Genomic DNA, 18841 nt, shown 5'->3' with positions numbered 1-18841 from the left:
ACTTATAGAAGTTTCATATATGTGATTTGAAAGGTGATATGATTGAATATATATATTAAAGGTTTAAGTGATGAACGTTTTCAGCGTCCGCTGGAATTGATTGCTGATTTGTTTTTTGAAGAAAGCGTAGTATCACAACAACCGTTCGAAAATGCGGACCTTGAAGTGGCGTTTGAGTTAAACATTGAAGAATCGACAACTGCGACGGCTTTATTAATGGAAAAAGGAACTGAGCGTACGTACAAGGCTTCATTTGAAAAAGACTTAGCTAGTTTCGAGACAGAAAAAGAGCGGTTTAAGCAAATAAAAAATACGGTGCTCCATGTCTATTTAACCGTCTTGCAAGAGTATACAGGTATTTTGCAAAAATGGGGAATTTTAACGGGAGTTCGTCCGACGAAGCTTCTTCATAAAAAATTGCGTGAAGGGGTGCAAAAGGAAGAGGCCCATCAACAATTAAAAGAACAATATTTAATTACAGATGAGAAAATCGAGCTTATGCAGCAAATTGTCGATCGACAATTAACGATTGTACCGGACTTATACGATTTATCAAATGAAGTAAGTATTTATATTGGGATTCCGTTTTGCCCAACTAAATGTGCATACTGTACATTCCCTGCATATGCCATCAACGGAAGGCAAGGTTCAGTGGATTCCTTCTTAGGTGGTCTTCATTACGAAATGCGCGAAATTGGCCGCTGGCTGAAAGAGAAAGGCATTAAAATTACGACCGTATATTATGGCGGGGGAACACCGACAAGCATTACTGCCGAAGAAATGGATATGTTGTATGAAGAAATGCATCAGTCATTTCCAGATGTGGACAAAATTCGGGAAATTACTGTAGAGGCAGGAAGACCGGATACGATTACACCAGAAAAGCTGGATGTACTGAAAAAATGGAAAATTGACCGGATCAGCATTAACCCGCAGTCGTATACGCAAGAAACCTTAAAAGCAATTGGCCGCCATCATACAGTCGAGGAAACCGTGACTAAATTCCAACTAGCTCGTGAAATGGGTATGAACAATATTAATATGGATTTAATTATCGGACTGCCAGGAGAAGGTGTTCCAGAATTCCAGCATACATTGGATGAAACTGAAAAGTTGATGCCAGAATCGCTCACTGTTCATACGTTATCGTTTAAGCGAGCATCGGAAATGACGAAAAATAAACGAAAGTATAAAGTGGCAGATCGTGAAGAAATTAGCGATATGATGGATATGGCTACATCATGGACACATGAACACGGATATGTCCCTTATTATTTATACCGCCAAAAAAACATTTTAGGCAACTTAGAAAATGTAGGGTATTCATTCCCGGGGCAGGAAAGCATTTATAACATTATGATTATGGAAGAGCAACAATGCATTATTGGACTAGGGTGTGGTGCTTCAAGTAAGTTTGTCCATCCGCAAACAGGAAAAATTACGCGCTTCGCCAATCCGAAAGATCCAAAATCTTATAATGATGGGTTTAAGCATTATACAGAACAAAAAATTAACATTTTAAATGATTTATTTCAAAGCGAATGACGAGTGTATGACATACAGGTTGTTTGAAAAACACTTCTTTTCAGACATCCGCGCAAAATGGACCGTTACGAAAAACCAGTAAGATTAAGGGGTTGGAGAAACGGTCCGTTTTGCATGAAATAGAGAACTAGTGATTTTCTGTAGGAAGGAGGAGGTATGGAGTAACTCCTTGTTAATCTTCATAGGACACTAGATAGGAAAGCAGTTTTGCTGAATGTATTTATCCAAATGAACTTTTGCATAATGAAATGCATCTCTTTCCGTCACTCGCTCTTCGTACGGAATGGTTTTATCCCACTCAAAATGTGCCTGCAATTCAGGGATGTCCTCTTGCATAACGTGGCGAAGTTCGTGAAAAATCGTCTCCATTAATGGAAGATATTCATCGAAACGGAATATAAACACAATGCCAACTTCTCTCCAATATACCCCAGAGGCAAAGTGTAAATGTTCCGCTTCTTCTTCACCTAATTCTGATACAAGTTTATTGGCTTCACATTGATCACAAAAAACGACTGGTATATGGACATTCGGTCCGATGCAAGCAAACACTTTTTGGCGTAAAACGGCTAAATCCCATGAAAAGTCTTCATCTAATACGTACCATTGACTTGTTTGTTGATATACATTTCGTCTGAGCATAGCTTCCTTGAGATTCATGTCATTCCTCCTATCTTCGATGAAATCATCGTGCGACTGATGATTTACTAGCATTTTTGGATGTTTTGACATTTCCCATACATGTAAGCGGCTTAAACATTTGTTTTAGGCATGCTTTCTGCTAGTTAGATAGTATGATGGATATGAGTAATAGAATGAAGAAGTGAGGGGGAGCAGAATCAATAGATGAAATATTTCCTAAATCGATTTGTTCGTAGCAGGTATACATATCCAATATGTTGAATTATATATAGAACCATAAAATGAAAACGCTTTCCTTATGGTATGTGAATAGCTGTTATATTAGTAATAGGAATCGGTTGTAGAGAGTGTGGGTTATCCCCACATCTAGGGAAATGCAATCACTACATTCTAGTCACAGCAAAAGTCATGAACCGAGAATGGCTTTATCTTATTATACGCATCGAGGCAAAAGAAATTGCTTACATTATAAAATCAATGACAGTGATGTGAGGGTTATTTGCATATAGTGAAACTGATAGACAAAATAATGTGGACGTTCCAATCTGCAGAGGAGTGGGGCATCTTGACGGAGCGTTCGTTCATTCATGCCAATATGTTTGACGTTCTTAAAAAGGAGAGATGTTCACAATGAAAGAGTGTGTTGTTCATTTAACGTACGAAGAGCAGGTAGCTGTATTGGAATTCAATCGCCCCCAATCATTTAATGCACTGAATAAAGAAATGCTTGAACAGATGCTTCAAGCGTTAAACGATGTAAGGAAAAGCTCTGCTGATTTTTTGATTTTAAAGGGGAGAGGAAAGGCCTTTTCAGCAGGAGGAGATATTAAAATGATGACAGCGCTGGACGGTGGTGAATTATTTTCACATATCATGGACATGATCGAGCAAGTCATCTTCACATTGTATACACTCCCTCAGGTGACCATTGCTAGTGTTCATGGATCGGCTGCCGGGCTTGGTCTTAGTATGGCACTTGCATGTGATTATGCCATAGCAGAGCAGCAAGCGAAAATAGCGATGAATTTTATTGGAATTGGTTTAATGCCAGATGGCGGAGCCCATTACTTTTTAAAGGAACGTTTGGGCATGCAGCAAGCAAAGCAACTGATTTGGAATGGTGCGGTATTATCGGGTGATGAGGCGAAAGAAATGGGCATCATTGATGAATCAGCAATAAAAGCGGATGAAGCGGTATATCGGAAAGTAGATGAATGGAAAAGGAAACCAGTGTTAGCGATGAGAGAAACGAAGCAACTCTATATTCAGCAAACGGCCACTGAACTTCAATCGGTTTTAGATGCTGAGAGAAAAGGACAGGAGAAAATGAGAAAAACAACGGATCATCGTGAAGGAATTCAAGCTTTTTTAGAAAAAAGGCGACCTTTATTTACAGGAAGATAATAAATAGAGTCAAGGTAAAACGGTTCATTTATAGAATAGACTGTCTAGTAAGAGGGTTTTCCTCTTTTCAGACAGTCTATTTGTTTCAACGATGAAAAAGAAGCAGCTTTCCTTCTGGAGAAGTAAAACGGTGTGTTTTGTCCTGAAACTGGAGTTCTGCTAATCTGCTTTCACCTGCTTGTTTTGCTTCTGTATCATTGCCTGCTTCAATGGTTTCGTCAAGCAGTTTCTCTCCGTTTTGTTCAAAGACTGTTAATGTATAAGCCCGCATTTTTTCATCCTCCTTTTTTGGTTACGTACAATATTCTCATTTGACAGGGATTTTCCTGCTTATGTCCCTTTATGAAACATTTTTTTTCATTGAATCGTAATACTAGATAAAGGAAATTTAAGGAGGGCTTAAATGTCTTTAAGTATCAATCAAGTGACCAAGAAGTTCGGGGCATTCACAGCAGTAGACGCCTTAACGCTACAAATTCCGAAAAGAGAAATATTTGGATTTTTAGGGGCAAACGGGGCTGGAAAAACGACGACTTTTCGTATGATTCTAGGATTGCTTGAACCGACGGCAGGGAGCATCTTATGGGAAGGGCAAAATATTACATATAAAAAAAGCCATATAATTGGCTATTTGCCTGAAGAAAGAGGGCTTTATCCGAAACTAAAGGTGAGGGATCAGCTTGTCTATTTAGGCCGCTTGCGAGGAATGAGAAAAAAGGAAATTTTGATGGAAATGGAGTATTGGCTGGAGCGGTTTAAAGTGCCTGACTATGCAACTAAAAAGGTAGAACAGCTTTCCAAAGGAAACCAGCAGAAAATTCAATTCATCGCGTCTGTGCTCCATCGACCGCAGCTTCTTATTTTAGATGAGCCATTCAGTGGATTGGATCCTGTGAACGTGGAGCTTTTGAAAGAAGCTGTTTTGGATTTGAAGGAACAAGGAACAACGATTGTCTTTTCAAGTCATCGAATGGAGCATGTGGAAGAGTTGTGTGAAAGCTTATGCATTATGCATCGCGGGAAACCCATTGTTCAAGGCAAACTGACGGAGATAAAACGTGCATTCGGCAAGAAAAATGTCATTGTCCATGCAGAGGGAAATCTCGAAAGGCTCCAGCGTCTCGACGGTGTGACTAGCTGGAAGAAGACGGCTGAAGGAATTGAACTGCAAATTGCGGAGGAGGCTGTGTCCCAACGCATTTTTCAAGAACTGTCGGAGATGACTTTTGTAAGGAAATTTACGTTGGAAGAACCTTCTTTGAACGATATTTTCATCGAAAAGGCAGGTGCTTCCTTTGAATAAATTTTGGATTATTGTTGGTCACACGTATCTTCACAAATTAAAGACAAAATCTTTTATCTTGACCACGTTACTTACGGCTCTTATTCTCATTGGAATTACGAATATTAATACGATCATTCATTTTTTTGAACAAGATGAACAAACTCATATTGGTATTATCGATTCGACGAACGAATTGCAGGTGCCGTTTACACAGCAGGTGGAAAGCATGAATCCATCTTTTAGGTGGACGGAGTATAAAGAAGAAGAAAAAGCAGCCCAAGCGGTAGAGAGAGGAGAAATTAAGGGGTATATTCTCCTTGAAAAGACTTCAGCAGGTTTTCCGAAAGGGGTTTATAAAGCAAAGTCCTTAGCCGATTCTCAAGTTGTAAATGTACTAAAAAACGCTTTGCAGCAAACGAAAGTTTCCATCGCTGCAGGTGAAATTGGCTTGACAGCAGATCAACTGGAGCAACTATATGCTCCGGCCGCCTTTGATCAGGAAGCATTGATTAAAGAGGCAAAAACGGAAGAAGAGTTGAATCAGGCACGAGGCCTCGTTTATGTTCTGTTGTTCATTATTTATGTGAATGTCATTATGTATGGAAGCATGATTGCGATGGAAGTAGCGACTGAAAAATCATCAAGGGTGATGGAGATTTTAGTATCAAGTGTGGCTCCTGTTACGCAAATGTTTGCAAAAATAACAGGAATTGCGCTGTTAAGTTTGACCCAAATGTCCGTCATTTTATTAACGGGATATGCTTCATTAAAGCGTAACCTAGCAGATCTTCGAGAGTGGACAGGTTCAATGGGAATGACGGAAATTCCGACGGAGACGGTAATGTATGCGCTGCTTTTTTTCGTACTTGGTTACCTTTTATTTGCGACGCTGGCGGCTTTTTTAGGTTCGCTTGTCAGTCGGACAGAAGATGTTCAGCCCGTGATTACGCCGATGACCTTACTAATTGTTGCTGCTTTTTTAATTGCGATGTTCGGTTTAGGCAATCCAGAAGCAGAATTTATTAAAGTGACATCATTCATTCCCTTTTTTTCTCCTATGATTATGTTTTTACGTGTAGGAATGCTCGACATACCGACATGGGAAATTCTATTATCCATTGCTCTTCTTATTATAACAATTGTGTTGCTCGGAGTATTTGGAGCAAGAGTGTATAAGGGCGGTGTTCTTATGTATGGTCAATCATCATCGTTAAAGGATATTAAAAAGGCGCTTCAATTAACGCGAGAAAAGAAAAAATAATTAAGTATGCATCCCTGGCAGACGCTGTGAAAAAATATTCTCATCATACACATAGGTTGTGTAAAGCCTCACAAAAGCGTTATGCTATAACTAAACAACTATTGAACTGATTCAGGGAGGGGACCGCCGTGAAAAAAGGCATTATGTATTATGAGGTGGGCGAGCAAGTCGATGTCTATTTATTAGTTAAGTCTTCTACAAAGGGGATTGCGAGTAATGGCAAACCATTTTTGACATTAATTCTTCAAGATAAAACGGGAGAGATTGAAGCAAAGCTTTGGGATGCTTCATCAGAAGACGAAGGTCATTATGCTTCGCAAAAGATTGTACGAGTAGCAGGAGAGATTATGAGTTACCGAGGAAGAAATCAGCTGAAAATTCGTCAGATCCGTCCTGCGCAGGAGAACGAAGCGGTAAGCATTGCAGATTTCCTGGAAACAGCGCCCTTGAAAAAAGAAGAAATGATTGAAATTATTACCCAATTTGTGTTTGAGATGAACAATTCGAATATTCAGCGGATTACTCGGCAACTCTTAAACAAATATCAAGGTGCATTCTTAGAATATCCGGCAGCGACCAAAAACCATCATGAATTCGTTTCAGGTCTTGCTTATCATGTTGTATCAATGCTTCGTTTAGCGAAAGTGCTGGCAGAACTGTACCCGTCCTTAAATAAAGATTTATTATATGCGGGCATCATTTTGCATGATCTTGGGAAGGTCATGGAATTATCGGGCCCGATTGGTGCAACGTATACGGTGGAGGGGAATTTACTTGGGCATATTTCCATCATGGTAAACGAAATCGGTAAAATGGCAGAGGAACTGAATATCGATGGAGAAGAAGTTATGCTGCTGCAGCACCTAGTGTTAAGTCATCATGGAAAAGCGGAATGGGGCAGTCCGAAGCCTCCACTTATTAAAGAAGCGGAAATGCTGCATTTAATTGATAATATTGATGCCAAAATGAACATGCTGGACCGTGCACTTGAACGAGTGAAGCCAGGTGAGTTTACGGAGAGAGTATTTGCCCTTGATAATCGTTCTTTCTATAAACCATCTATTAAGTAACAAGGCTTGTCATAAAAACATCCTCCAACACATATAGTGTAATAAATCGCAATCAAATCAGGGGGATGTGGAAGATGCTTACATTACCTTTTTGGATCTATTTAATTGTTATGGGTATTTTTTTCAGCGGTTTTATGGCTATTCGTACAGGACACAAAGAGCGTGAAATCGATGATGTGTATATTGAAAAAGAAGGACAAGTTTATATTCAGCGTATGGAAGTAGAGCGGAAAAAGCGAAAGCAAGTAAACGAAAGCAGTTTGCTGTAAGAAGTATCGTTTACACGCTTCATATTGGAAAAAAAGCCCGGTAGTACGAATCCTTAATGTGAATGGATTGGTTTACCGGGCTTTCTTTAATTAGTTTTGAGATTCAGCTGTTTCGAATGCATCTTTCAATTCTTCATCTTTGACTTCGACTTTCGCATCTTTCAATTCTTGTTCGATTGCTTTTTGGAGTTTTTCTGGATCAAGCTTAGAACGCTTAATTTCTTTTTCAAGCTCCGCTTTCATATCTTCGAATGACTTCAATTCTTTTTTGTCTGTTAGCTTAATGATGTGGTAGCCAAATGAAGATTGAACAGGCTCACTCACTTCATCTTTTTCTAGTGCATAAGCCGCTTCTTCAAATTCAGGGACCATTTTTCCAGGGCCGAAGAATCCAAGGTCTCCTCCGTTTTCAGCTGATCCCGGGTCTTGAGAATATTCTTTTGCCAACTTCGCAAAGTCTTCTCCATTATCTAACTTCTCTTTGACTTCTTTTGCTGTTGCTTCATCCGCTACTAAAATATGACTCGCTTGTACTTCTGGTTTTTTCGCGTCATAAGCTTCTTTTAATTCTTCTTCCGTCACTTCAATATCTGCTGTTGCCGCTTTTTCACGAAGTAAATCAATTTTTAGCATCCGTTTTACTTGATCAACGCCATTTTGCTCAATCGCGATTTCGAACTGCTGCCCGTACTGTTCTTTTAAGCTTTCGAGTTCTTGATCAATTTCTTGATCTGTAATTGTATATTTGTCCCCTAGGACTTTCTCATCCACTAAATCGCGGATGGTTTCATCTCCTAAGCGGTCTTTTAATGCGCTATAAAGTTCGTCTTTTGTAATGTTTCCAGCTTTCGTTTCTACAACAACTTCAGAGTCTCCGCCTCCGTTACAAGCTGTAAGAGCGATCATACTTGCTGCTGTTGTTAAGGCAATTAAGCTTTTTTTCATTGTTTAAACAACTCCTGCTTTCAATTTTGACTGACAGTATACTCAACCCGTATTGGTTAATATATCACATTCTCTCATTGTAACGAAAAGAGAATCAAAATGAAAGTATTTCCATGAATAACGGCTCAGAAGAACCGCCTTGAGGATTTCGCATTTCTTTAAGTTATTCGCCTAAACGGAAGCTGGTACTTTTGCATATGATGAAGTATCCATCGATGAAGGAGGTGCTCGTTATGTCTGGAGGTTGCGGTTATAACAGTTGGTTTGCGTTAATCGTCGTATTGTTCATTCTACTCATTATTGTTGGTGCGTCTTGGTGTTAATGATGGATAAGAACGGATATGTGAAACTAAAAAACGATGAAGCGGAGGCTTCATCGTTTTTGGTTCTTAAGCAAATAACACTTCAACGTAAGAAGAAATTAGTAAAATGGTTATGAGAACATTAATCGTTCGAAACACTTTAGGTTGTTTTTCTTCTGGAATTTCTTTTTGAATACATAATGTATTTGTTAATGTATTAATGTAAAATAAAATAAATAAAGCAAATGCGATAAAAAATGCAGTCATTCAAGACATTCCCCCAGCATTGAAATAATGAATTCGTATGACTTATATGTTAATCTCCAACATAATCAAGAGATACAAAGGTATAAGGAGACATACCGTACTATATTAACAATACCAAAAAAAGAAAGAAATAGATAGAATAAAGATGGGGGATAAGTGGGTACAAGAGATAGGAACGGGAAGATTACATTCACGTTTGGGGAAAAGGAGAAGAATTGTTCGATGGAATCGTTGGAATCTCGATTAGATCGTCTTGAGTTTTATTTTCAACTATTATGGAAACACACCAATTTGAAGGATAAACCTTTTTATGAGCTTGTCATTGAAAAAGAGCTCACCAAACAAGAGGTGGATGACATTTTACAAAATTGTGAAGAATTGAATAAAAAGTACATGAATCAAAAAGCAGAAGGGCTGATCGATTATGTACCACTTCTTACGCAGTTTGTTGGAATGCTCACTCCCAAGATAGCCCCGTATGAAGCGATTGATACGCTGTTCAAACAAGGGCTATACAAGGGGATGATGAGAGAATTTTCAGAAATTATAGAACGCATACCAGATTAATGAGGGACGATTTCTCCGGCCGTTATCTCGGATGCTTCCTCTTTTTTGACTAATTTCCCGTTATCCTCGACGAATTCCTGTTCAATGTTGTGAAAGGATCGTTCGAAAATATCCATAAAATCTTCGCCATAAATTTTGCGAATGACAGACATTAATTCAATGAATTCTGGGAATTTTCCATAAATGTTTTTTAACGGCAATGACCCACTTAAAACAGAGTTTTGCGTTGGATTATAGCTTTCCATTGTTTCTAGTAATATTTGTTCGCCTTTTTCTGTCAGCTTAATATAGGTATTTCGTTTGTCGTTTTCTTTCTTAGAAAACTCGAGCAAGCCGCGCTCTTCCAATTTTTTAGAGAAGTTAAAAGCTGTGGAAACATGCATCACGCCAAATTTGGCAATTTCAGAAATGGAAGCGCCTTTTAAATGATACGCGATCCATAAAATATGATGCTCGTTAATATTCAGGTCATACGGTTTAATCCATTGCTGCCAATCTTTTTCTACGGTTTTCCATAGTGCTTTACTTAACTGCGCCATACGCTGGCTAAATAGCATTGCTTCTTTCAAATTTACCTCTTTTTCATCACTTTTCATCTCTTCACCTACTTTACCCTACTCAATTATTATTATCTTCTATTATGCCAATAAAATAAAAATTTATAAAGATATAAATTTACGAAATTTTTAAATTATAAAAGAGAAGGAGGATTTTCCTTCTCTTTTTCGCTAATTATTCATTTTTTTCCTTTGTATGTTTCATTTGTTGTTCAAGATTTTCTAATGAGTGTTGAATTTCTTCCAAATGAAGCTGGATGGCTTGCTGATGTGGAAGGGTTGTTTGTTTCCATTGTTCGACGGATTGGGTGAGGTCGTTTGCAATATTTTTTACGATAGTATTGCTCACTTGTGCGGTATGTTGAAGTTGCTCTTTTACCTCTGTAGTATGACTTTTTAATTCAAGAAGCGTATCTTTGCTTTTTGTTTTGACGCTGTTTGCTCTGGAGCGCAATTCTTTGCCAGAGTAGGGCGTAGATAGAAGGATAGCTCCCGAGGCTGCGACAGCCCCTGTTAGGATTCCTAGCGCAATTGATTTGATACGACTCATTTTTTTCACTCCTTTGTTGAAATAGGACATATCTGTTGTTATGTATGCATAACGTTAACTATATAGATTGATTTAGAAAGTTCGGCGTGACTAAGGCAGTTATGTCGAACTTTCTAACCTTTGAATAATCAACTAAGAGATTTGAAGATCCTCTTGTGAACATCTTTCTATTAAAGAAAGAGCCGTCAATTTATTAAGTGAACTTATATAAAGGAGAATGAGGAATGTCAGGATTAATTTTTGGCTTGTTTGTTCTCGGGATACTATTGCTGTTTGCGATGTTCAATACGATTAGAGATGGTCAAAAAACCGCCTCTTATCCGCCAAAGTATGTATTTAAGAAACGAATGGCCATGTTTGGTGTTTCAGCAGTCATTGTATTCCTACTTGCCTTTACATTATATTATGTAGCCTAGCAGTCATTTTTTAAACCTTTAATAGGGATTTCAAGTTCCAGTGTAAATATTCTTTTGCGACATAAAGCTATTTTATGCCGCAAAAAAAGTCCGATTATCTCGGACTTTTTTTGTTATGCAGAAGCTTCTGTTTGAATGCTTGTGCGTTTTAATACATTTAAGACGATTGGATATATGACTGCCATAACAATCATATTCACAATAGATGCCGGTAAAACAACCATTTTTACTAACGCGCTGAATTCTCCTGGCAGGCCAACCAGCAGGAGAGCGGCAGATAAAAAGATAAATCCTGAAATAATAGTACCAATACCAGTTAAGACAACGGCTGCAATCGCTGATTTTGCCAACTTCTTCATAAGCACCACTAAAGCAAAGAACATTAAAGCTGTGATAGGCTTATCGATCATGTTCGCAATTTGGCCTCCTGGAAATCCTGTCGTTAAAGCTGACATGGCTCCTGTCGTTAAACCAACTAGCAAGACGCTCTTAAGATTGGGGAATAAAAGGATACCTAGAAACATCATCGTTAATAACATATCAGGCTTCATTCCGAATAAAATTGGCGGAACAACTGTATGAAGTACAGCTCCAATCCCCACTAATAATGATAAAGATACTAACGTTTTCGTATTCACTTCTCATCTCTCCTCTTCTAAACTAGACTCTTTTTAATTAGCACTTTACCAATAGTGCACTATTTGCCTATTGCGTAAATTGTTAACGACATTATAACAAAAGTTAAAAGAAATGTAAAAATCAATTTTTCACATGACTGATATTAGCAAGGCGGAACTCTTTCATGAAGGAAACGAGTGCTTCACATGCTTCTACTGGCACCGCATTATAAATGGAAGCACGGCACCCACCGATAGAGCGATGTCCTGCAAGTCCAACAAAACCTTTTTCCTTCGCCTGCTGTAAAAAGGCTTTAGTCAGTTCTTCAGTAGGAAGTGTAAATGTGATATTCATGATGGATCGGCTGTCTTTCTCAGCATGAGAGCGGTAAAAATCTGGATAAGCATCCATGCAATCATAAATAAGAGAAGCTTTCTGCTCGTTTTGTTTTTGAATAGCTTCCACTCCACCTTGTTCCATTACCCACTCTAGTACAAGTGACAGCATATAAATGCCGAAAGTAGGAGGGGTATGGTAGAGAGAATTATTTTTAGCATGTGTATTATAATCTAGAATGGTCGGCAAATTTTTAGGAATACGGTTCAGCAGTTCTTTTTTCAAGATGACAACTGTTACCCCAGAAGGACCTAAGTTCTTTTGGGCTCCTGCATAAATGAGCGAGAATTGGTTAATATCGATTTTTTTGCATAAGATGTCACTCGACATGTCCGCAATTAAATCAATGCCTTCAAATGAAGGGTAATCGTTCCATTGAGTACCGTAAATTGTATTATTTGACGTAATATGCAAATAAGCGATTTTTTCATCAGGCAAAGAAATGTCTTCTTGCTTTGGAATAGAACGATAGTTTCCTTCAGCGGTAGAGGCTGCGATGACTGTATTTCCTTCTTTTTTGGCTTCTTTTAATGCTTTTTCAGACCAAGATCCTGTCAGAACGTAAGCCGCTGTTTCATCAGCGCCTAAGAAATTCATCGGAATCATGGAAAACTGTAAACTAGCGCCCCCTTGAAGGAATAAAATTTCATATGTATCTGGGATATCCATCAGGTGTTTTAAGGCGTTTTTTGCCTTTTCTAATACTTGTTCAAAATCTTTGCTCCGATGGGAAAGCTCCATGACCGACATGCCAGTTTGTTGGTAATCGACCAATTCAGCTTGGGCCTTTTCCAAAACAGGCAAAGGAAGGGCAGATGGGCCGGCGTTAAAATTATAGGCTCTTTTCATTTTCACATTCCTCCTGAACTTGTTAACTCAAATGAATACAAATATACTAACACGAAACATAGAGTTATAGTGTTAATTTTTCAAAAATTCAGGAGCGCCTTTTTTACCCAAAAGCGCCCGGAAGTTTTTATGAGGCTACCGGGCGCTTTCTCCTATGTTCCATTAACGAATAGCTTGAGAGATGGTGGAAGCGATGTTTTGTAAATCTTCAGGTGTATAGTCGCTTTGGTGAGATTTCCAAACTGCTCCAAAACCGTCGCCTTCACCATAGCGAGGGAGAAGGTGCATATGATAATGGAAGACGGTTTGTCCAGCTGTTTCACCATTATTGTTCAGCAAGTTTAAACCAGCTGGTTCAAATTGTTCTTTAATGGCATTGGCAATAAGCGGAACTGCTTCGAATAAATGTGATGCCACATCTGGTGTCAATTCATAAATGTCTTTTTTATGTACTTTCGGGATGACAAGGGTATGTCCTTTTGTTACTTGACTGATGTCTAAGAAAGCTAAAACATGTTCATTTTCAAAAACTTTTGCGCAAGGAATCTCGCCGCGGATGATTTTACAAAAAATGCATTGCTCGTCATGTGTACTCATTGTTTCTCTTCCTTTCATGCTTATGTAATTATTGGTATTTTATCATAAAGCAAAACAGTACAAAACAAAAACGGGAGAATGCAGTCGATTGATGCATCCTCCCGTTGAAGAAGGGTTAGATAAATATGCATGTACTTCATCTTACGTTACGTTTAGGGAACACCTCATTTGGCAATGATCTTTTGCTGATGTGATGGTTAATTGTCTGCGACAAACACCTCATTTTGAGCAAAAAATTGAATGAGTTAACCTATGATAAGCAATTTGGCTGAATGGTCCTTAACAAACACCTCATTTAACTAAATGATTTAGTTAGTCTAAACTAATTAGGAGCAAAGATGCTACATAGTTTTTGACAAACACCTCATTTAACAAAAATGACTTAGTAAGCATGAACCGACCAATCGTTTATATAGCCTGCGACAAACACCTCATTTACAATAAAGTAAATTATTGTTGTTTGTATTCACTCACATTGTTCAAAATTACCATCCCCTTATTCATAAGCGTGTAAAGAAGTATATGGCCTATTCAACAAGATGGTCTTTTGTAGACACCTCATTTCAATGTTGGAGCTTTGTATCACCATTCGGTGATGTTCCACATTGTTTTTTACCTTGGCCCCTCTTCGTTAATTAGATTGTCCACTAATTGAACAAACTATACAGAGGAAAATAATGGATAAAAGAAGAAAAATGTTTGATGAAGAAAGATTTGTTAAAATAAACGTGTATCTGTTCAAAAAGGGGAAGGCTGCAGGAGGAACGCTTCTAGCCTTACAGCATAAAAATGACAATGGAAAAGGAGAATTTATGACAACTTTATTAAAGCTTGAGAATATTACTGGAGGATATACGAAAAAACCTGTGTTAAAAAATATCTCCTTTGAAGTAAACAAAGGAGAGCTTGTAGGTTTAATTGGCTTAAACGGAGCAGGCAAAAGTACAACAATTAAGCATATTATCGGATTAATGGAAGCAAAAAGCGGCGAAATCTCGATTAATGGCCAATCGTTTGCGGAAGATGCGGACAAGTATCGGGCTCAATTTACCTTTATTCCGGAAACACCTGTGCTATATGATGAGCTTACATTAAAGGAACATTTAGAACTAACGGCGATGGCATATAATGTTGATAAGAAAACGTATGAAGAACGTCTTCCTAAATTATTAAAGGAGTTTAGGATGGATAAAAAACTGAAATGGTTCCCGGCTCATTTTTCAAAAGGGATGAAGCAAAAGGTTATGATTATGTGTGCCTTTTTAGTTCAGCCGTCTCTTTACATTATTGATGAACCTTTTTTAGGGTTGGATCCACTCGGTATTCAGTCTTTGCTTGATTTAATGAATGAAATGAAAGCGCAAGGTGCAGGTATTTTAATGTCCACGCACATTTTAGCAACAGCAGAGCGATATTGTGACAAATTTGTTATTTTACATAACGGTGAGGTACGGGCAAAAGGAACGTTAACAGAACTGAGGGAGCAATTTTCGATGCCTGAAGCCACACTCGATGAAATTTACATTCAGTTAACGAAGGAAGAAGATTATGAATGATGTAAACGGTCTTTGGAAACAACGAGTTGAGCAGTATATGGCAGATACAAGAAAATATTTGAAATACATGCTCAATGATCATTTGAAAATTGTATTGATCTTTATCCTTGGGGGAGCTGCTTATTATTATCAGCAATGGCTTGAAACGCTAGCTCCCTCGTTTCCAGCTGCTCTTCTCATGGCTGTTCTTATCGGGATTGTGTTAACAGCTGGAGGGGTTCGAACCTTTTTTAAGCAGGCAGATGTTGTATACTTGCTTCCATTAGAAAAGCGTTTGTCCCCTTATTTGATAAAATCTTTTTTCTTTAGTTTTGCATCACAACTGTACATATCGCTCATTACCGTTGCCGCTTTATCGCCTCTTTATGTGAAAGTAACAGGAGAAACGTATGGGGCGGTTGTGACGATTTTTATGCTTTTTCTCATCATCAAAATAGCCAATGCTTTCATGTCATGGCATATGACGTATTTTGAAGAACGGTTTGCTCGGGTCATGGATTTCACGGTGCGGTTTGGCCTGAATGCCACCTTTGCTTATTTCTTATTTGTCCAGGCATCGTTCCTCTTTCCGTTGACTGTCGCCGTGTTGATTAGCGGTTTAGCTTATTACTACTATATGTTAACAAAGAAAAAGCCGTTGAAATGGGAACATTTAATTGACCTTGAAGCGAAGCGAATGCAACTTTTTTATCGGATGGCTAATTTATTCACAGATGTACCTGATGTGAAAGAAAAGGCGACTCGTCGTGCTTATATGGATTGGTTATTAAAGCGTATTCCATTTACTCAAGCTTCCTCGTATCATTATTTATACAGCCGAACGTTTTTACGTGCCGGAGACTATTTTGGACTTGCGGTTCGTTTAACCGTGATTGGCGGTTTTATTTTATGGAATGCGCCGCTAGCATACGGAAAGATTGTCGTAATGCTTGTGGTTATTTACTTAACCGGTATTCAGTTAATCCCTCTTTGGAAGCATCATGAATATAAATTATGGACGACTTTATATCCGCTTGGATATGCTCAGCGGGAAAAGGCATTTTTGAATTTACTTCAGTGCATAGTAAGTGTTCAAACAGTTCTTTTGTCTATGTTGATTGTACCTGTACAGCCAATAGTAGGAGGAGCGGCATTATTATCCGGATTATTGTTCAGCCAATTGTTCTCAAAAGTGTATACACGCTCTAAAATTAAACAAATGTTATAAAAGAGGAAACAAAAGCCCAAGCTGTTCGTATCATTAGTAAGGCTGAAAGAAAAGGATGACGCGGTATGGACGCATACGAGCAAAAAGTGCTGGAGGAAGTTATGAAATGGAAGATGGGGATGGAGAAAAAATCGCCTCTTCTTCAGCGCACAGCGAAAAAAATTCAAGAGAAAATTAACGAAAGAATTCCCGAAAAAATTCATGAAGTCATGACAGAAAGCATTAAAAAGATGACTCAAGCGACATTGATTGGTTCTAATTTAACAACAAAGCGGAAAGATACCAAACATCTTTCCTTAAAGCAAAAAGAAGAGCACGTATTGAAAACGATTGAGCAATATAAAAAGACAGCAGCGGTCGAAGGAGCTGGCACCGGAGCAGGAGGATTTTTATGGGGATTGGCAGATTTCCCTTTGCTTTTATCAATTAAAATGAAATGCTTATTTGATATCGCTTCGATTTATGGTTTTGATATTAAAAAAGTAGAAGAGCGCATTTTCCTTTTATTGATTTTCCATTTGGCGTTTTGCAGTGATGACAAACGTCTGCCAGCTCTTAGGCAACTACAAAAATGGGAAAGCAGAGAACACATCGTGACAGAGGTCGATTGGCGCATATTTCAGCAAGAATATCGCGACTATATTGATTTTGTCAAAATGCTTCAGCTTATGCCTGGAATTGGAGCTGTTGTCGGGGCTGTAGCGAACTACCGCCTTCTTGACCACTTAGGAGAAACAGCGATGAATGTCTATCGTTTGCGCTTGCTTCAAGGGAATAATCGTATATAAAAAGCCCGTCATGGAAACCGTGAAACATAGGATTCTGTGACGGGTCTTTCTATGAAGAAGAGACAACGTTATTTGGCGTTTACACTTGCATCAACATGTTGATGCTTTTCTAAATAGGTCCATGCTGCTGAACCCAATACTTTTGCGGCAATCAGCATGGCATTCTCATCAAAATCAAAGCGTGGGTGATGATGAGGATAAGGAGTAGTCACTTCAGGGGCCTTAGCACCCGTAAAGAAAAAGGTTCCATTCACATGCTGAAGATAATAGGCGAAATCTTCGCCGCCCATATGCGGTTCGGTTTCTTCGACGCTTGTCACTTCTTTAATGGTTTTTGCTGCTTGAATTAAAAGCTCGGTTTCTTTCTTATGATTGACGACAGCAGGGTAACCGCGTGTATATGTGTATTCATAATCAGCTTCAGCAGTGAGGCATGTTCCTTTTACTACTCGTTCAATATCGTGTTCAATTTGTGTTCGAATGTCTTCATTGAACGTCCGAACTGTTCCAACAAGCTTAGCGGTGTCAGCGATGACATTAAAGGCATTTTCTGCTACAAATGAGCCCACGGAAACGACAGCCGAATCAATAGGGTTCACACGTCGGCTGACGATTTGCTGTAAATTCATGACAAGCTGTGAAGCGACGACAATGGAGTCTTTTGTTTTATGCGGCTGTGCGCCGTGACCGCCAGCACCTTGAATGGTAATTTCAAACCGATCGGCTGCGGCCATGACAGGGCCCGTCCGATATTGAATGACACCCGTAGGGGATGTAGCCCATAAATGCGTTCCAAAAATCACATCGACCCCGTCCAAACAGCCATCTTCAATCATGGCTTTGGCGCCTCCTGGGGCATATTCTTCAGCGTGCTGATGAATAAGGACAATGTTTCCATATAAGTGTTCTTTCATATCGTTCAGCACTTCCGCTAAGGATAGTAAAACAGCGGTGTGGCCGTCATGCCCACATGCATGCATCACGCCAGGAACGGTCGATTTATAAGGCACGTCTTTTTCATCTTGAATAGGAAGGGCATCGAAGTCAGCTCGAAGTGCGACGGTTTTTCCTTGTTTGTCGCCTTCAATGACCGCGACAAGTCCGTTTCCTCCGACATTGGCTCTCACCGGAATGCCGCGCTCCTCATAAAAAGAGCGAATATAAGCAGCTGTTTGATATTCTTGGAAAGAAAGCTCGGGATATTGATGCAGATGGCGTCTTATGTTGACCATTTGCTCATACTTTTGTTCAAGGGCTTTTATAAACTCAGAAAACATTCTATAACCTCCTTAGGATGACTATAAATATAAAAATTTAGATATTTCTTACAATTATAACACCGGAACTTTCTTTGTATATAAAAGAAGTGAAAGGGACTGAAGAAAGGTGGAAAGATACAGCTTTCTGAGCGACCATGCGATGGTCGGCTTAATAATGTACGGACTGATTGTCTATTTCATTGATCACCATGTTTTCGTAAAAAAGATGGCGCTCTATACAGCAATGATAATCATAATCTTGGTGGGGGTAAGCCGTTTTATTCTTGGGGAGCTTTATGCGACAGATGGGGTTGCTGGTTATAGCTTAGGAGGATTCCATCCTTGCCATCATAGTGCATAAGCGTCCATACGAAAAAAGGGTTAACAAGTATAGGGAATTTTTAACTTCGATTTGATGATTGGACTCATCCGGATAACCTATTTTTGATGGATGAATCCAATCTAAGGAAAGAGCAAATGCTTTTTACAAG

The 18841-nt window shown here is 38.9% G+C and carries 23 protein-coding genes; 13 read left to right on the top strand and 10 right to left on the bottom strand.

Annotation, left to right across the window (positions count from 1 at the left end; genetic code table 11):
* Window positions 1-42: 42 nt before the first annotated feature.
* Window positions 43-1545: a coproporphyrinogen III oxidase gene (locus ACXAEO_RS18320; protein WP_474883455.1), complete on the top strand. Its 1503-nt coding sequence runs from the start codon at window positions 43-45 to the stop codon at window positions 1543-1545.
* 189 nt (window positions 1546-1734) lie between these two features.
* Here the strand turns inward: ACXAEO_RS18320 and ACXAEO_RS18315 are convergent, their stop codons facing one another.
* Window positions 1735-2205, bottom strand: coding sequence for a DUF3920 family protein (locus ACXAEO_RS18315; RefSeq protein WP_474883454.1), 471 nt, complete (start codon window positions 2203-2205; stop codon window positions 1735-1737).
* A gap of 612 nt (window positions 2206-2817) precedes the next feature.
* On the opposite strand from ACXAEO_RS18315, the gene ACXAEO_RS18310 reads away from it, so the two are divergent.
* Complete coding sequence (locus ACXAEO_RS18310; protein ID WP_474883452.1) at window positions 2818-3591, top strand: enoyl-CoA hydratase; 774 nt, start codon at window positions 2818-2820, stop codon at window positions 3589-3591.
* 85 nt (window positions 3592-3676) lie between these two features.
* Here ACXAEO_RS18310 and ACXAEO_RS18305 read toward each other — a convergent pair whose 3' ends face one another.
* On the bottom strand, window positions 3677-3862 hold the full coding sequence (locus tag ACXAEO_RS18305; RefSeq protein ID WP_474883449.1) for a YhzD family protein: 186 nt from the start codon (window positions 3860-3862) through the stop codon (window positions 3677-3679).
* Between the two features lie 132 nt (window positions 3863-3994).
* Between ACXAEO_RS18305 and ACXAEO_RS18300 the strand changes: the two genes are divergently transcribed.
* The 4 genes from ACXAEO_RS18300 (at window position 3995) to ACXAEO_RS18285 (ending at window position 7476) form a co-directional block, all read left to right on the top strand.
* Window positions 3995-4894 (top strand): ABC transporter ATP-binding protein, encoded by a 900-nt coding sequence (locus ACXAEO_RS18300; protein ID WP_474883446.1) that lies wholly within the window; start codon window positions 3995-3997, stop codon window positions 4892-4894.
* Window positions 4887-6137: an ABC transporter permease gene (locus ACXAEO_RS18295; protein ID WP_474883444.1), complete on the top strand. Its 1251-nt coding sequence runs from the start codon at window positions 4887-4889 to the stop codon at window positions 6135-6137. The genes ACXAEO_RS18300 and ACXAEO_RS18295 overlap by 8 nt, the downstream gene beginning before the upstream one ends.
* Window positions 6138-6265: 128 nt before the next feature.
* Window positions 6266-7207: a 3'-5' exoribonuclease YhaM gene (yhaM, locus tag ACXAEO_RS18290; protein WP_474883443.1), complete on the top strand. Its 942-nt coding sequence runs from the start codon at window positions 6266-6268 to the stop codon at window positions 7205-7207.
* Window positions 7208-7281: 74 nt separating this feature from the next.
* Complete coding sequence (locus tag ACXAEO_RS18285) at window positions 7282-7476, top strand: sporulation YhaL family protein (RefSeq protein WP_474883440.1); 195 nt, start codon at window positions 7282-7284, stop codon at window positions 7474-7476.
* A gap of 90 nt (window positions 7477-7566) precedes the next feature.
* Here the strand turns inward: ACXAEO_RS18285 and ACXAEO_RS18280 are convergent, their stop codons facing one another.
* Window positions 7567-8421, bottom strand: coding sequence for a peptidylprolyl isomerase (locus ACXAEO_RS18280; protein WP_474883438.1), 855 nt, complete (start codon window positions 8419-8421; stop codon window positions 7567-7569).
* 215 nt (window positions 8422-8636) lie between these two features.
* Between ACXAEO_RS18280 and ACXAEO_RS18275 the strand changes: the two genes are divergently transcribed.
* Window positions 8637-8744: a YjcZ family sporulation protein gene (locus ACXAEO_RS18275; RefSeq protein WP_474884280.1), complete on the top strand. Its 108-nt coding sequence runs from the start codon at window positions 8637-8639 to the stop codon at window positions 8742-8744.
* Between the two features lie 66 nt (window positions 8745-8810).
* Here ACXAEO_RS18275 and ACXAEO_RS18270 read toward each other — a convergent pair whose 3' ends face one another.
* Window positions 8811-8990, bottom strand: a complete 180-nt coding sequence (locus ACXAEO_RS18270) for a hypothetical protein (protein WP_474883436.1) — start codon at window positions 8988-8990, stop codon at window positions 8811-8813.
* Window positions 8991-9212: 222 nt separating this feature from the next.
* Here ACXAEO_RS18270 and ACXAEO_RS18265 point away from each other — a divergent pair, with 222 nt between their 5' ends.
* A complete protein-coding gene (locus ACXAEO_RS18265) occupies window positions 9213-9557 on the top strand; it encodes a DUF1878 family protein (RefSeq protein ID WP_474883435.1) in 345 nt (114 codons plus the stop codon).
* On the opposite strand, the gene ACXAEO_RS18260 is transcribed toward ACXAEO_RS18265, so the two are convergent.
* Together ACXAEO_RS18260 and ACXAEO_RS18255 are read right to left on the bottom strand one after the other, a co-directional pair.
* Window positions 9554-10153, bottom strand: coding sequence for an HTH-type transcriptional regulator Hpr (locus ACXAEO_RS18260; RefSeq protein ID WP_474883433.1), 600 nt, complete (start codon window positions 10151-10153; stop codon window positions 9554-9556). The genes ACXAEO_RS18265 and ACXAEO_RS18260 overlap by 4 nt on opposite strands.
* A gap of 136 nt (window positions 10154-10289) precedes the next feature.
* Window positions 10290-10664, bottom strand: coding sequence for a YtxH domain-containing protein (locus tag ACXAEO_RS18255; protein WP_474883431.1), 375 nt, complete (start codon window positions 10662-10664; stop codon window positions 10290-10292).
* A 224-nt stretch (window positions 10665-10888) separates the two neighbouring features.
* On the opposite strand from ACXAEO_RS18255, the gene yhzF reads away from it, so the two are divergent.
* Entirely contained in the window at window positions 10889-11080 is a 192-nt protein-coding gene (yhzF, locus tag ACXAEO_RS18250; protein WP_474883430.1) for a membrane protein YhzF, read from the top strand.
* Window positions 11081-11193: 113 nt separating this feature from the next.
* Here yhzF and ACXAEO_RS18245 read toward each other — a convergent pair whose 3' ends face one another.
* The 3 genes from ACXAEO_RS18245 to ACXAEO_RS18235 all read right to left on the bottom strand — a co-directional run bounded on the left by ACXAEO_RS18245 (window position 11194) and on the right by ACXAEO_RS18235 (window position 13540).
* Window positions 11194-11718 carry a tryptophan transporter gene (locus ACXAEO_RS18245; protein WP_474883427.1) on the bottom strand — a complete coding sequence of 175 codons (525 nt, stop codon included), beginning with the start codon at window positions 11716-11718 and terminating at the stop codon, window positions 11194-11196.
* Between the two features lie 121 nt (window positions 11719-11839).
* Window positions 11840-12943 (bottom strand): 3-phosphoserine/phosphohydroxythreonine transaminase, encoded by a 1104-nt coding sequence (serC, locus tag ACXAEO_RS18240; RefSeq protein ID WP_474883425.1) that lies wholly within the window; start codon window positions 12941-12943, stop codon window positions 11840-11842.
* Between the two features lie 162 nt (window positions 12944-13105).
* Complete coding sequence (locus tag ACXAEO_RS18235; RefSeq protein ID WP_474883423.1) at window positions 13106-13540, bottom strand: HIT family protein; 435 nt, start codon at window positions 13538-13540, stop codon at window positions 13106-13108.
* 812 nt (window positions 13541-14352) lie between these two features.
* Between ACXAEO_RS18235 and ACXAEO_RS18230 the strand changes: the two genes are divergently transcribed.
* The 3 genes from ACXAEO_RS18230 (at window position 14353) to ACXAEO_RS18220 (ending at window position 17091) form a co-directional block, all read left to right on the top strand.
* Entirely contained in the window at window positions 14353-15096 is a 744-nt protein-coding gene (locus ACXAEO_RS18230) for an ABC transporter ATP-binding protein (RefSeq protein ID WP_474884278.1), read from the top strand.
* Window positions 15089-16303 (top strand): ABC transporter permease, encoded by a 1215-nt coding sequence (locus ACXAEO_RS18225; protein ID WP_474883420.1) that lies wholly within the window; start codon window positions 15089-15091, stop codon window positions 16301-16303. The genes ACXAEO_RS18230 and ACXAEO_RS18225 overlap by 8 nt, the downstream gene beginning before the upstream one ends.
* A gap of 65 nt (window positions 16304-16368) precedes the next feature.
* On the top strand, window positions 16369-17091 hold the full coding sequence (locus ACXAEO_RS18220) for an EcsC family protein (protein ID WP_474883418.1): 723 nt from the start codon (window positions 16369-16371) through the stop codon (window positions 17089-17091).
* Between the two features lie 68 nt (window positions 17092-17159).
* Here the strand turns inward: ACXAEO_RS18220 and ACXAEO_RS18215 are convergent, their stop codons facing one another.
* Window positions 17160-18368: a M20 family metallopeptidase gene (locus ACXAEO_RS18215; RefSeq protein WP_474883416.1), complete on the bottom strand. Its 1209-nt coding sequence runs from the start codon at window positions 18366-18368 to the stop codon at window positions 17160-17162.
* Between the two features lie 109 nt (window positions 18369-18477).
* On the opposite strand from ACXAEO_RS18215, the gene ACXAEO_RS18210 reads away from it, so the two are divergent.
* Window positions 18478-18711 (top strand): phosphatase PAP2 family protein, encoded by a 234-nt coding sequence (locus ACXAEO_RS18210; protein WP_474883414.1) that lies wholly within the window; start codon window positions 18478-18480, stop codon window positions 18709-18711.
* Window positions 18712-18841 lie beyond the last annotated feature (130 nt).

Source organism: Bacillus sp. ABA4_010 (assembly GCF_056159105.1).
Note: the sequence above shows the minus strand (reverse complement) of the source record. Positions and strands in the feature narration are given on the sequence as shown.

What these genes read in the sequence shown, in the direction of transcription:
- ACXAEO_RS18280 (WP_474883438.1), bottom strand. Translation starts at nt 8,421, where the DNA reads ATGAAAAAAAGCTTAATTGCCTTAACAACAGCAGCAAGTATGATCGCT.
- ACXAEO_RS18255 (WP_474883431.1), bottom strand. Translation starts at nt 10,664, where the DNA reads ATGAGTCGTATCAAATCAATTGCGCTAGGAATCCTAACAGGGGCTGTC.
- ACXAEO_RS18220 (WP_474883418.1), top strand. Translation starts at nt 16,369, where the DNA reads ATGGACGCATACGAGCAAAAAGTGCTGGAGGAAGTTATGAAATGGAAG.
- ACXAEO_RS18285 (WP_474883440.1), top strand. Translation starts at nt 7,282, where the DNA reads ATGCTTACATTACCTTTTTGGATCTATTTAATTGTTATGGGTATTTTT.
- ACXAEO_RS18315 (WP_474883454.1), bottom strand. Translation starts at nt 2,205, where the DNA reads ATGAATCTCAAGGAAGCTATGCTCAGACGAAATGTATATCAACAAACA.
- ACXAEO_RS18300 (WP_474883446.1), top strand. Translation starts at nt 3,995, where the DNA reads ATGTCTTTAAGTATCAATCAAGTGACCAAGAAGTTCGGGGCATTCACA.
- ACXAEO_RS18225 (WP_474883420.1), top strand. Translation starts at nt 15,089, where the DNA reads ATGAATGATGTAAACGGTCTTTGGAAACAACGAGTTGAGCAGTATATG.
- serC (WP_474883425.1), bottom strand. Translation starts at nt 12,943, where the DNA reads ATGAAAAGAGCCTATAATTTTAACGCCGGCCCATCTGCCCTTCCTTTG.
- ACXAEO_RS18215 (WP_474883416.1), bottom strand. Translation starts at nt 18,368, where the DNA reads ATGTTTTCTGAGTTTATAAAAGCCCTTGAACAAAAGTATGAGCAAATG.
- ACXAEO_RS18230 (WP_474884278.1), top strand. Translation starts at nt 14,353, where the DNA reads ATGACAACTTTATTAAAGCTTGAGAATATTACTGGAGGATATACGAAA.
- ACXAEO_RS18310 (WP_474883452.1), top strand. Translation starts at nt 2,818, where the DNA reads ATGAAAGAGTGTGTTGTTCATTTAACGTACGAAGAGCAGGTAGCTGTA.
- ACXAEO_RS18275 (WP_474884280.1), top strand. Translation starts at nt 8,637, where the DNA reads ATGAAGGAGGTGCTCGTTATGTCTGGAGGTTGCGGTTATAACAGTTGG.
- ACXAEO_RS18305 (WP_474883449.1), bottom strand. Translation starts at nt 3,862, where the DNA reads ATGCGGGCTTATACATTAACAGTCTTTGAACAAAACGGAGAGAAACTG.
- ACXAEO_RS18235 (WP_474883423.1), bottom strand. Translation starts at nt 13,540, where the DNA reads ATGAGTACACATGACGAGCAATGCATTTTTTGTAAAATCATCCGCGGC.
- ACXAEO_RS18270 (WP_474883436.1), bottom strand. Translation starts at nt 8,990, where the DNA reads ATGACTGCATTTTTTATCGCATTTGCTTTATTTATTTTATTTTACATT.
- ACXAEO_RS18260 (WP_474883433.1), bottom strand. Translation starts at nt 10,153, where the DNA reads ATGAAAAGTGATGAAAAAGAGGTAAATTTGAAAGAAGCAATGCTATTT.
- yhzF (WP_474883430.1), top strand. Translation starts at nt 10,889, where the DNA reads ATGTCAGGATTAATTTTTGGCTTGTTTGTTCTCGGGATACTATTGCTG.
- ACXAEO_RS18265 (WP_474883435.1), top strand. Translation starts at nt 9,213, where the DNA reads ATGGAATCGTTGGAATCTCGATTAGATCGTCTTGAGTTTTATTTTCAA.